Here is a 13057-nt window from a genome sequence, read left to right as displayed (position 1 = left end):
TAAAAGGCGCAAGAAAGAGCGCTTTAGTTGCCTCTTCAACCATGGATTGTATAAATGTGGTGCATTCAGCCTTTTTAATTTGGTTATGAAAAGGTTTGTATTGACTTGCCTCTAGTTCACTATCCATCATTCTTAAGATATCTGCTAAGTTAGCGTGATCTTTAAAGCTAAGCGTTTGAATTAAAGCACTTAAAAAACATTCAGGTTGCAACAATCGTATGCGCTGCATGAACTTTGTTTTTCTTGCAAATTCTCTAATCGATATTTTATCAAAAAATGATTTAAGTGGACGTGAAAATGTGATAAATTCATTGGTCATAGGAACCTCTTTTATGAAAAATGTATGTGTTAGAAACTACATTTGATCATAAAATTGGTTCCTTTTCAATTTTTTCCGCCAAAAAAATATGTTAAAATTTCCTTTAAAATCAAAAACATAATAATTAAATGTAAAATCAGTTGCTTATAAGATCCATCGAGTGGTCTCGTACTAGGTGTGCTGTGAAGTCAACTATTAGGAAGTTGGCATGCTTTATCTAAGATGGTGGTAGTCCCACCAACATCGGCTAGCAAGAGCTGGTGTTAAATCGGCTCCAGCTGCGTTATTTAAGAGATATCGTGGTGAGCGTGGAGTGAAAAGGCAATGTTTAAATTGTCAGATGTGGAGTAATAAGCTGAATGAAAATGAACCATTAAAGTGATTGGTTATGACTTTTTGGATGGTGATTATGAATTTCGATAATGTAGACGTGTATGATTATGGGCATTTAGGAGTGGTTGCTGGTTTTATTAAACAGGTTGGGTTAATTGACTACATTCATCATGTCATCCCTAAAACTAAGCCATGCCATGTCAGTCATGGTCAAGCAGTTGCAGCGATGTTGCTTAATGCACTCGGATTTCATTCTCAAGCCCTCTATTTAGTTCCTGAATATTTCTCTGATAAGCCTATCGATTTACTGATTTCGCCTGGGATCTATAGTGAGCATCTGAACGATGATGTGCTGGGCCGAACCTTAGATGCTGTTTTTGACTATGGAGTCTCTTCACTCTACAGTGAACTTGCGATTAAAACGCTTAACACCCTAAGCATTACCCCTAAAGCGATCAATCTCGACTTAACTAGCTTCCATGTTGATGGGACTGCTTACAATGACAACACACCTGATGATACTGATAAATTTATTCGGATTGTCCAAGTATATTGGGATCCCAGCTTGATTTTCAGTGATTAAAGCAAGAATGGCTTGGTTAAGTTCAGGTCTATGAGCTCGACTATATCCTTGGACAATCCGAATAAATTTATCAGTATCTTAACCCAACCTGTTTAATAAAACCAGCAACCAATCCTAGATGCCCATAATCATACACGTCTACATTATCGAAATTCATAATCTCCATCCAAAAAGTTACAGCAGGTAATTTTTATAAATAATATCAATATCTTAAAGCTAAATAATAATAAAGATACATTAATTAATCATTTTTTGAACAGCGGAATGTAAGTTATAGGCCTAATATATCTCTTAGTTCAACGATTGCAACTCATATCTCTTTGTTATCAATTATGCTTTTTAATTAGATAACCATTTCATATGCTTCATAAGTATTATGTATTTTCAAAAGAATTGAAAACAGGATATAAATACTCCACTTGATAAGTCAGATGAGTAAGTACTACGAAACTTACATCATATTAAAAATGCATTATTACAATTAGAGCATTTTTAATTTATAAATTAATCGAAGTGGATGTCGATAGCCAGGCTTATGAAGTCAACCTGAGGGTAAATTGATTAAAAATCAATGCTTAATATCAATTAAGCTATAAATCTCTAGTAAGTTTTAGTTTTGAAGTTTTTATAAATTTTAGGAGAAAGGTATGGACACACTATATGCTAATCGAAAATTGCCTTATAAATTGAGTTTACTGGATAAAAGCCCAGTTGCACCTACAGAGACCGCACCTGATGCGCTGGCAAGAACTTTACATTTAGCAAAGCAGGCTGAAAAATGGGGGTATCATCGTTTTTGGATTGCTGAACACCATAACACAGTTCACTTAGCAAGTCCCTCTCCCGAGCTTGTGATTGCTTGGATAGCAGGGCAAACTCATCGTATTCGCCTAGGGTCAGGGGGCGTTATGCTTCAGCATTATAGCCCGTATAAAGTTGCTGAAAATTTTAATTTGCTCGCTTCAATCGCTCCTGGACGTATTGATATTGGGATTGGTAAAGCACCTGGCGGCTTACCGTTATCTACAAAAGCCTTACAGCATGCCATTCATCCTGAAGCGAAAGGTTCATTTAACGAACAGGTTAATCTCCTTAATAAATGGATTAAACCTGCAAAACAAAATGACACTCATCAAGATGAGTATGATAATTTGCTTGCAACACCGCTTCCAAATATTTTTGCAGATGGATATTTATTAGGCGCGAGTGAGGAAACTGCGTTATTTGCGGCAAAGTTAGGTTGGCATTTTGTATTTGCAGCTCATCTTAATGGTGATAAAACCCTGCTTGAGAATGTAACCAAAGCATGGAAAGCAAATAGTGAATTACCCACCATTGTCGCAGTACAAGTGATTGTGGCAAAGAGCACTGATGAAGCTAAACGTTTGGCCAAAGAAATCCAATTATGGGGAGTAGAATTAGAAAATGGACAAAAAGTAACAGTAGCGACGGAAGCACAAGCTCATGCATTTGTGCGCCAATCAGGCCAACAAGCACGTTCGATTTTTTTACGCGAAAGCAATCTATTAGCAGGTACAGCAGAAGAAGTACATGCACAATTGACAGACTTGCAAACACAATTTGGTATTGATGAATTTATTGTTGATACACCTATTGTTGATGCAATCGCAAGGTTAAGATCAGTGCTGTTACTCGCACAATTTGAAACAATTAATGCAGAAACTTCAGTTGCATAAGGTGAATATGATGATACAGATAACATTATTGAAATTAATAACAGTGAAATTAAATTGGCTGAATGATCGTTTCTATACAACCCATCTTTGTTGTCCCTCCAAATAGCCCAACTTGGCACAATGTGCCGCCTTCGTTTTTACGTTAATACTGATTAACGAATCATAAACGACACATAACCCATAGCTTATTTAAAATTTAAATTGTATTGAGCTCATGCCTATCACGCAAGGTTGATTTTCTAACTGTAGTGCATCATTGAGTGAGATACCTCTATGCCTTATTTAGGAGTATTTATGTCTAAAAAACGTCAAATCAGATTAGGAACAATGATACATGGCCCTGCAGGTAATATGTCTGCATGGCGTCATCCTGAAGCAGTAATTGATGCAAGTATCAATTTTAATTATCTTTTAACTACAGCGTTAAAAGCTGAGGAAGGGAAATTAGACTTCATCTTTATTGCTGATGGCCTTTATATTAATGAAAAATCTATTCCGCATTTTTTAAATCGATTTGAACCCATCACTGCGCTTTCTGCATTAGCGGCTTTAACAAGTCATATAGGATTAGTGGGGACGGTCTCAACTTCTTACAGTGACCCTTATACTGTGGCACGCCAATTTGCAAGTTTAGATCATTTAAGTCAAGGTAGAGCAGGTTGGAATGTCGTTACTTCGCCTTTAGAAGGATCAGCTAAGAATTATTCACGAGAAAAACATCCCGAACATGCGCTGCGCTATCGTATTGCTGATGAATATTTGCAGGTGGTTAAAGGACTTTGGGATTCTTGGGAAGAGGACGCCTTTGTTCGTAACAGAAAGACAGGACAGTTTTTTGAGCCGAGTAAAATGCATGCGCTTAACCACAAAGGGGAATTTTTCCAAGTAGCAGGACCTTTAAATATAGGAAGAACACCTCAAGGCAGACCTATTATTTTTCAAGCAGGTGCATCATCCGATGGCAAACAACTCGCTGCATCACATGCTGATGCGATATTTAGCCAAAATGATTCTCTAGAAAGTGCACAGGCATTTTATCAGGGAGTCAAAAGCCAACTCAGTCAATTTAATCGAACGGAAGATGAACTGCACATTTTCCAAGGTGTCAGTGTCATTATTGGCAAAGATGCAGCTGATGTTGAAAAGCAATACCAACAAACAGCTGAACTGGTCTCCATCAAAGATGCGTTGAATTATTTAGGGCGTTATTTTGATCACCATGATTTTAGCCAATACCCACTTGATGAGCCTTTTCCAGAACTCGGTGAAATTGGTCAAAATAGTTTTCGAGCCACAACAGATTTGATTAAAGCCCAGGCTAAAGAGAGGGGATTAACACTCAGACAAGTCGCGCTTGAGGCTGCAACACCAAGGCCTTTGTTTTCAGGCACACCCAATGACGTCGCACAAGGACTTTTACACTGGCTTGATAATGGTGCCGCAGATGGATTCATTATTCAAGGTGGCACACCTAATACGTTTTCAAAATTTGTAGATACGGTCATTCCAATCTTACAAGCTGAAGGTCGTTATAGATTGGACTATCCAGGACAAACACTTAGAGACAGCCTTGGCTTAAAAGTACCTGAAAATCAATTTACTCAAAATGTGGAATTAACCTCATTGGAGGTTTCCATATGAAAATACTAAACCAGATTTTAGTCCTATTAGCTTTTGCAGTAACCCCAGTTTTTGCTATTACGATTGATGGGCAGGAGATTAGTTTGGAGAATAATAAAGTGCCAATCAGAGCTAAAACGAATGAAGCTGCGATCAATGCCATCAGCCCAGAATTTCGTTTTGCTAATCAAGGTGCATTAACCGTTGCGGTTGCAGGTTTAAATTCCCCTCCGTTATATATGTTTGCTGAGGATAACAGAACATTAGTCGGCAGTGAAGTCGATATGGCTCAATTGATTGCCGATAGCTTAGGACTTACGCTTAAAGTGGTACCGACTTCGTGGGAGGATTGGCCACTTGGTGTTGCCTCAGGAAAGTATGACATGGCTATCAGTAATATTACTGTTACAAAAGATAGGAAAAAACGGTTTGACTTTGTCACTTATCGAAAAGATTCATTAGGCTTTTTCGTCAAATCAGATAGTTCAATTAATGAAATAAATCAGGCAGAAGATATTGCGGGTTTGAAAATTATTGTTGGGTCTGGCACGAATCAAGAGGCGATATTGCTTGCTTGGAATGAAGAGAATATCGCTAAGGGATTAGAGGCATTTACTCCTATTTATGCCAAAGATGATGCTGCTCAATCGTTAGCATTGCAATCAGGTCGAGCAGATGCATTCTTTACGCCGTATGTTATGGGAGCCTGGAAAATATCACAAACAGGCAATACCAAATTAGTTGGGCAAATAGATGGTGGCTGGCCTAATGCTGCACATGTTGCGGTCACTTTGAAAAAAGGCAGTGGACTGGTCGATGCTGTTCAGATTGCCTTAAATGGGGTGATGCAATCTGGGGAATATCAGCAAGTATTATCCCGCTGGGGAGAGGGACAAGAGGCATTGTCTGTTGCCGAAATTAATCCGCCAGGTCTAGGCGATTAAATTTTAGGGTGAATTTACCTCAGATATAAAATTGAGGTAAATAACTTAAAGAAGAGGGGGGAATATGTCAGATAGATTCGAAAGTATGGAAATAACAGATAAACGCTTAAGTCCAATTCTAGAGGGATTATTCAAAGAATATAAAACTATCTATGGTGGGTATTTTTCATGGGTAATTGAGGAAGATAAAAATGAAGATTATCGATTACCTAATGGTGCGGTTTGGGTGTTATGGCGTAATAACAATATCATTGCCATGGGAGCATTTAAACCTTTTAGTGATAAAACGGCAGAATTTAAACGAATTTGGACCGAGCCAAGTTTAAGGCAGCAGGGATTGGCCTCAAAAATGCTCGAACAGCTAGAACTAAGTGCCTACTTACTGGGATATCAAAATGTGTATCTTAGCACCGGGTTTAAGCAAATTGCTGCTGTAAAACTCTATTTAAAACAGGGGTATTGTCCACAGTTTGAACTCAGTGAACAATATGAACATCTAAGTCATCCACCTTATGATGGGCGCTTAAGATTTACAAAATCTTTATTTATAGAAAAACAGCATTTGATAGCTTCAATCGCTTGAGAGGTAATATCATGATTCATAAAAAAGACATTAAAATTATTCCAGCACGTTACCCATTACGTGTTTTAGGTGCGACAATCGCTCTTTTTATACTCGCAATCGTTATTCAATCAGTTGCATTTAATCCAAGATGGGAGTGGGGGGTATTTGCTCATTGGATATTTGAACCTGTCATTCTAGAGGGGTTAGGTAAAACCTTATTGTTAACCCTGATATGCACAGTGCTCAGTTTACTACTTGGTGGCATATTAGCAATGTGCAGGCTGTCTAGTTCATGGTTGTTAAATTCATTAGCATTTGGGTATGTCTGGCTATTTAGGTCGCTTCCTTTAATCGTCGTATTGATTGTTTTATATAATTTTTCATATCTATATGACAGTTTATCGATTGGGATACCGTTTACCTCAATTGTTTTTGGTTCATTTGATACCATCAATGTACTCAGTCAGTTTACCACAGCAGTAGTTGGATTGACTTTAGTGCAAAGTGCTTATAGCGCAGAGATCATTCGAGGGGGATTTTTAGGTGTTGATCATGGCCAATATGAAGCGGCTTCAGCCTTAGGATTATCTGCTTGGCGTCGTACAACACGTATCATTTTACCTCAAGCATTACGCACGATTATGCCTGCTGGTTTTAATGAAATCATCAGTCTAGCAAAAGGTACGGCGATGGTGTATGTACTCGCAATGCCTGAGTTATTTTATACGATTCAAATGATCTACAACCGTACTCAAGAGATCATTCCATTATTGATGGTTGCCGCAGTTTGGTATTTAGTGATTACAACTGTTTTATCATTGCTTCAATATGGTGTTGAAAATTGGCTCAAACGAGGCGATCGCAAATCAACTACTAAATTACCTGTTGATATTTTACCAAAACAAGTCTCAAAAGCCCCCTTAATTTTGGAGGTGCCTCATGCCAAAATTGCGTAATGCCATAGGTCATATTTCAATTACTGGTGTAAGTAAACAATATGGACATCATAAGGCATTGAATAATGTCTCTTTAGAGATTGAACCAGGTACCGTGACTGTGATTTTAGGACCATCTGGTTCTGGTAAATCGACTTTGCTTAGGACGATTAATCATCTTGAGCGAGTCGATCATGGGTTTATCCAGATAGATGGCGAGTATATTGGGTATCGATTGGAAGGTAATAAATTATATGAACTTAAGGAAAAAGAGATATTAAAACAACGCATTAATGTTGGTTATGTTTTTCAAAATTTTAATCTATTTCCGCATATGACTGTGTTAGATAATTTGATTGAAGCCCCTATTGCTCATGGAAAACTAGATAAGCAATCAGCAATTGCTGAGGCTTTGCGATTGCTGGAACTTGTCGGCCTCAGCGATAAAGTTAATTCATGGCCACGTCATCTTTCAGGTGGCCAGCAGCAGCGAATTGCGATTGCTAGAGCTCTCGCACTCAAACCAAAGGTCATGCTTTTTGATGAACCTACCTCAGCGTTAGATCCAGAATTAGTAGGTGAGGTTTTAGATGTCATTAAAACCTTAGCGAAATCTGGGACGACATTAGTCGTTGTTACGCATGAAATTGGGTTTGCAAGAGAGGTCGCTGATCAAATTGTCTTTATGGTCGATGGAGAGATTGTTGAGCAAGGCAGTGCGCAACAACTACTCAATCATCCAAGTCATCCAAGAACACAACAATTTTTATCAAAAGTCTTATAAAAGAGAGGGTATCATGAAAAAAGGGTTAATCGCATTGAGTTTGTTAGCATTGTCATTTGTCTCAGAAGCTAATTTAGATATTAAGGCTCAAGAGATTCCGATTGTTGTAGAACCTGTCCCATCAGCTATTGCGCTTATTCCTAAGGACTTTAATTTTATTGAGCCTGGTACTTTGACTGTAGCAATTGCAGCTAATAATGCTCCTCCCATTGCATTTTTAGCTTCTAATAATCGAGATAGAATTGGAAGTGATGTTGATTTTGCAAGATTACTTGCAGGAAGTCTTGGGCTCAAAGTGAATATTATACCGGCTGCTTGGGAAGATTGGCCACTTGGGATCACCTCTGGTCGTTATGATGTGGCACTGGTGAATATAGCGGTAACTGAACCTAGAAAAGAAAAATTTGATTTTGCAACCTATCGTGCTGATTCATTAGCATTTACGGTTAAAGCAAATAGCGCCATCGAATCCATTCAATCCGCTGAAGATATTTCAGGATTGAGAGTCATCGTCCAATCTGGTACGAATCAAGAAAAAATATTATTGGGGTGGAATGAGATTAATGAGCAAAAAGGTCTGGAACCTGCACTATTAGTTTATGTTGCGGATGATGCTTCTGCTGATCTTTTTATTCAATCCGGTCGAGCAGATGTTTGGTTTGGGCCTCAATCTGTTGCGGCTTATAAAGCTGCTCTCACGGGTAAAACAAAAGTTGTGGGGTTTGGTCCTAAAAAAGCGCTTGTTGCTGTTACGACTAAAAAGGGCAATGGGTTAGTAAATGCCCTGCAGGCGTCGATTAATGCCGCAATTGAAAATGGAACATATCAAACAATTTTAGCCCGTTTTGCAGAACAGGATGAAGCCGTTTTACAGTCAGAGATTAATCCCCCTGGTATTACCTATTAAAACAAACATGATTGCTAATTATGTTTGTTGAGACATTGGGAATATCTCGGTTATTTTAAGAGAATTTTGTGAATAAATGATTATAATAAATACTTAAGGGATTCTTATGATGGTTAAACCAACACTTTTAATTATTAATGGTAGTTACAGAGAAGGGGCTTTATCTGGTATTCTTGCTAATAATCTGGGAATCCATGCTGATGCTCAATTTAAAATTGAACATATTTCCGTTCGAACATTAGATCTACCTAATTTTGATTATGCTCATGCTAATCACCCAAGTGCAGAGCGTTTGAAACAATTGATTGTTCGAGCGGATGGCATACTCTTGATTTCACCAGAGTACCACGGTTGTATCTCAGGTTCGCTCAAAAATGCATTAGATTATTTACGGTTTGAGTTAACAGATAAACCATTAGGTGTATTTGCGACTGCTGGATCAGCGAAAAGTGGAGGGAATGCAGTTAATACACTTAGAAATATAGGCAGGTCATTGCAAGCAAATGTGCTTAATGAACAAATTTATCTCTCTAAGAGCGAGCTTGAAGAAGGTAAATATCTCACTGGCAACTTACTAGAACGCTATCATGCTCAATTAAGACAGATGTTGACGGTCATTCATAAAAATAGATTGTACGCTGAGTGCTATAAATCCGTTAATATTGCGGTGGTATCGTAATGGTGTATCCGATTGTTTGTTAGGGGCAGAGAGTCAGGCAAGCGGCCTGCAAAAGGGTCATTAATGCCATAAAAAAAGCACCAAATGTATTCACATTGGTGCTTTGTCTTAATTGAGTGAGGACTGATGTTTCAATTGTAAATTCATAAGCGTATTTTTAAATCATGCACTCATGAATACAACCTTAATGTCAACCAACCGCTTTCGAGATCACTTATCAATAAGTCTTATTTTTTGTAAACCGCTAAAACAGCATCACCAATATCAGCTAGGCTGCGAACGGTTTTAACACCAGCTGCTTCAAGGGCTGCAAATTTTTCATCTGCAGTGCCTTTTCCACCTGCAATGATTGCGCCAGCATGCCCCATACGTTTTCCTTTAGGTGCTGTGACACCTGCAATGTAGCCAACAACAGGTTTAGTGACATTCTTTTTGATAAAGTCTGCAGCTTCTTCTTCTGCACTTCCGCCAATTTCACCTATCATGACAATTACTTCAGTTTGTGGATCTTTTTCGAACATCGCTAAGATATCAATAAAGTTTGAACCAGGGATAGGGTCACCACCAATACCAACACAAGTTGATTGACCAAGACCGATATCAGTGGTTTGTTTTACTGCTTCATACGTTAATGTCCCAGAACGTGATACGATGCCAACTTTACCCGCTTTATGGATGTGGCCAGGCATAATCCCAATTTTACATTCATCAGGTGTAATCACACCTGGACAGTTTGGACCTATCATACGCACGCCAGTTTGTTCTAACTTAGCTTTAACAATCAACATATCTAATGTTGGGATACCTTCTGTGATACACACAATGAGTTCGATTCCAGCATCGATAGCTTCTAGAATTGAATCCTTGCAAAAAGGAGCCGGTACATAAATAACAGAAGCAGTTGCTCCAGTCGATTCAACTGCATCACGTACAGTGTTAAAAACAGGTAAACCTAAATGTGTTGTACCGCCTTTACCTGGCGTAACGCCGCCTACCATTTGAGTACCGTAAGCAATTGCTTGCTCTGAATGGAAGGTGCCTTGGCTACCAGTAAATCCTTGGCAAATGACTTTTGTATCTTTATTAATTAAAATTGACATATTGGGCTCCTATGATTATTTAGCTGCGTTAACAACTTGTTCAGCTGCATCGGTTAAACTTTTCGCAGCAATGATATTTAATCCGCTATCGGCTAATTTTTTCGCGCCAAGTTCAGCATTATTCCCTTCAAGGCGAACAACGACAGGTACCGAAACACCGACTTCACCCACTGCCCCGATGATACCATCAGCAATTAAATCACAACGGACAATCCCACCAAAAATATTGACAAGTACTGCTTTTACATTTTCATCAGACAAAATAATTTTAAATGCTTCAGTCACGCGCTCTTTTGTTGCGCCGCCGCCTACATCTAGGAAGTTTGCAGGTTCACCACCGTGTAGTTTAACAATATCCATTGTGCCCATGGCGAGCCCAGCACCATTAACCATACAGCCAATATTGCCATCTAATGCAACATAGTTTAGTTCCCATTGAGCTGCACGTGATTCACGAGCATCTTCTTGACTTGGATCACGCATCTCACGTAAGTCAGCTTGTCTGAATAATGCATTACCATCTGCGCCTAATTTACCATCTAGGCAAATCAAATCGCCTTGAGTGGTGATAACTAATGGGTTGATTTCAACCATAGCAAGATCACGCTCAATAAATAAGGTGCTAAGACCCATGAAAATTTTGCTAAATTGTGTAACTTGCTTAGGATTTAAGCCTAATTTAAACGCTAACTCACGACCTTGATAAGGCTGAGGTCCTGTTAATGGATCAATTGTCATTTTATGAATTAAATGAGGCGTTTGCTCTGCAACGGTTTCAATCTCAACACCACCCTCGGTTGATGCCATAAAAACGATTTTGCGAGTTGCTCTATCCACTACAGCACCAAGATAAAGCTCTTTAGCAATATCAGTTGCATTTTCGACTAAGATTTGATGAACAGGTTGACCATTAGCATCAGTTTGGTAAGTCACTAAATTCTTACCTAACCAATGTTCTGCAAACGCTCTAATTTCTTCTTTTGCTTTAACAAGTTTCACACCACCAGCTTTTCCGCGGCCACCTGCGTGAACTTGGCATTTCACGACCCAGTGATCGCCACCGATTTTAGAAGCGGCTTCTTCCGCTTCTCTTGGTGTAGAACAAGCGTAGCCGACTGGTACAGGCATGCCATAGCGTGCAAATAATTGTTTTGCTTGATACTCATGTAAGTTCATTGATTGTGTCCCTTGTTGAGTTAAAAAATGTGCAAAGTTTATGATAATCTTTGCAAAAGAAAAATGAGATTTCATTCTGAGTGAGATGTGAATGCTAACTCAGAATGAAACAAGTATGATTAAACGTCAAGAATCAATCTAGCTGGATCTTCTAGTAATTCTTTAACAGTCACTAAGAATCCAACAGATTCTCGGCCATCTATGATGCGGTGATCGTAAGATAACGCTAAGTACATCATAGGTAAAATAACGACTTGTCCATTCACAGCCATAGGCCTGTCTTTAATTGCATGCATGCCTAAGATAGCGCTTTGTGGTGGATTGATGATAGGTGTTGACATAAGAGAACCAAAAACACCGCCATTGGTAATGGTGAAGTTACCACCTGTTAGTTCTTCAACAGTTAATTTACCTTCTTGTCCTTTAACAGCAAGGGCTTTTATGCCTTTTTCAATATCAGCCATACCCATTAGCTCTGCATTTCTAAGGACTGGGGTGACTAATCCTCGTGGGGTGGAAACTGCAATACTGATGTCAAAGAAATTACGGTAAACGACATCTTCTCCATCAAGCGATGCATTGACTTCAGGGTAGCGTTTTAATGCTTCAACAACGGCTTTAACATAAAACGACATAAATCCAAGTCTCACGCCATGACGCTTTTCAAATGCTTCACCATATTGTTTACGCATGTCCATGATTGGTTTCATGTTGATTTCATTAAATGTTGTCAACATTGCAGTATTATTTTTTGCTTCTAACAATCTCTCAGCAATACGTTTACGAAGACGAGTCATCGGAACCCGTTTTTCTTCACGCAATCCTAAAGGTGCGACTTGAGCATCGGATGCCGTTTTAGCAGGTGCTTTCTTTTGGTTAGCGATATGTTTTTCAACATCTTCTTTTGTCAGACGATTATCAACACCAGTACCCTTAATGCCAGTTACATCTAAGTTATGCTCAGCAATTAAACGTCTAACACTTGGGCTGATAGCATCATGAGCATCTGTGGCCTGTGCAACTGCTGCAGGGGCGCTCGGCGCTTCATTAGCTAGTGGTTTAGCCACCGCGCCAGCTTTAACACGCCCAATGACTTGTTGGCCTAATACCGTTGCGCCTTCTTCTTCTAAAATTGCTTCAATTACACCGCTTTCGGTTGCTGGAACCTCTAGTACAACTTTATCGGTTTCAATTTCGACAATCACTTCATCACGATTTACCGTGTCACCTACTTTTTTATGCCATGTCGCTATTGTTGCATCTGCGACTGATTCTGGAAGTACGGGTACAAGTATCTCATAGCTGCTCATATATAATTCCTTTTTTAACTCACTCATTAATATTGACGTAAATACGTGTTGGCACAGAATTTTCAATACATTTTAGTTAAAATATCAGCATGGCTAACATAAAAG

Annotated in this window: 11 protein-coding genes and 2 pseudogenes; 9 read left to right on the top strand and 4 right to left on the bottom strand. The window is 38.9% G+C overall.

Going from position 1 to position 13057, the window contains the following annotated elements:
• Positions 1–319, bottom strand: a 319-nt coding sequence (locus tag BMW37_RS12200; RefSeq protein WP_093321561.1) for a hypothetical protein, incomplete at its 3' end; no start/stop codon positions are given.
• Positions 320–707: 388 nt separating this feature from the next.
• Here BMW37_RS12200 and BMW37_RS12195 point away from each other — a divergent pair.
• The 9 genes and pseudogenes from BMW37_RS12195 to BMW37_RS12155 all read left to right on the top strand — a co-directional run bounded on the left by BMW37_RS12195 (position 708) and on the right by BMW37_RS12155 (position 9366).
• Positions 708–1235: a DUF4277 domain-containing protein gene (locus tag BMW37_RS12195; protein WP_093321557.1), complete on the top strand. Its 528-nt coding sequence runs from the start codon at positions 708–710 to the stop codon at positions 1233–1235.
• Between the two features lie 674 nt (positions 1236–1909).
• Positions 1910–2932: an LLM class flavin-dependent oxidoreductase gene (locus BMW37_RS12190; protein ID WP_093321571.1), complete on the top strand. Its 1023-nt coding sequence runs from the start codon at positions 1910–1912 to the stop codon at positions 2930–2932.
• A gap of 294 nt (positions 2933–3226) precedes the next feature.
• Positions 3227–4529: pseudogene (locus BMW37_RS12185) on the top strand (LLM class flavin-dependent oxidoreductase); the annotation flags it as partial.
• Positions 4530–4569: 40 nt separating this feature from the next.
• On the top strand, positions 4570–5496 hold the full coding sequence (locus BMW37_RS12180) for an ABC transporter substrate-binding protein (protein ID WP_093321551.1): 927 nt from the start codon (positions 4570–4572) through the stop codon (positions 5494–5496).
• Positions 5497–5560: 64 nt separating this feature from the next.
• The gene (locus BMW37_RS12175; RefSeq protein ID WP_093321549.1) at positions 5561–6079 is read left to right on the top strand and encodes a GNAT family N-acetyltransferase; all 519 of its coding nucleotides are present in this window, start codon (positions 5561–5563) and stop codon (positions 6077–6079) included.
• 11 nt (positions 6080–6090) lie between these two features.
• Positions 6091–6910: pseudogene (locus BMW37_RS12170) on the top strand (amino acid ABC transporter permease); the annotation flags it as partial.
• 90 nt (positions 6911–7000) lie between these two features.
• Complete coding sequence (locus BMW37_RS12165; protein WP_093321544.1) at positions 7001–7780, top strand: amino acid ABC transporter ATP-binding protein; 780 nt, start codon at positions 7001–7003, stop codon at positions 7778–7780.
• A 13-nt stretch (positions 7781–7793) separates the two neighbouring features.
• Positions 7794–8687: a transporter substrate-binding domain-containing protein gene (locus tag BMW37_RS12160; protein WP_093321541.1), complete on the top strand. Its 894-nt coding sequence runs from the start codon at positions 7794–7796 to the stop codon at positions 8685–8687.
• 106 nt (positions 8688–8793) lie between these two features.
• Positions 8794–9366 carry an NADPH-dependent FMN reductase gene (locus BMW37_RS12155; protein WP_093321538.1) on the top strand — a complete coding sequence of 191 codons (573 nt, stop codon included), beginning with the start codon at positions 8794–8796 and terminating at the stop codon, positions 9364–9366.
• A gap of 227 nt (positions 9367–9593) precedes the next feature.
• Here BMW37_RS12155 and sucD read toward each other — a convergent pair whose 3' ends face one another.
• The 3 genes from sucD to odhB form a co-directional block, all read right to left on the bottom strand.
• Positions 9594–10466: a succinate--CoA ligase subunit alpha gene (gene sucD, locus BMW37_RS12150; protein WP_093321536.1), complete on the bottom strand. Its 873-nt coding sequence runs from the start codon at positions 10464–10466 to the stop codon at positions 9594–9596.
• A gap of 15 nt (positions 10467–10481) precedes the next feature.
• Positions 10482–11642 carry an ADP-forming succinate--CoA ligase subunit beta gene (gene sucC / locus BMW37_RS12145; protein ID WP_093321533.1) on the bottom strand — a complete coding sequence of 387 codons (1161 nt, stop codon included), beginning with the start codon at positions 11640–11642 and terminating at the stop codon, positions 10482–10484.
• Between the two features lie 119 nt (positions 11643–11761).
• The gene (odhB, locus tag BMW37_RS12140) at positions 11762–12952 is read right to left on the bottom strand and encodes a 2-oxoglutarate dehydrogenase complex dihydrolipoyllysine-residue succinyltransferase (RefSeq protein ID WP_093321530.1); all 1191 of its coding nucleotides are present in this window, start codon (positions 12950–12952) and stop codon (positions 11762–11764) included.
• Positions 12953–13057: the final 105 nt, after the last annotated feature.

The sequence above is a fragment of the Thorsellia anophelis DSM 18579 genome (assembly GCF_900111395.1).
In the GTDB taxonomy this organism is placed as follows: Bacteria; Pseudomonadota; Gammaproteobacteria; order Enterobacterales; family Thorselliaceae; genus Thorsellia; species Thorsellia anophelis.
The sequence above is the reverse complement of the archived record's forward strand: the minus strand, read 5'-3'. Positions and strand labels throughout refer to the sequence as shown.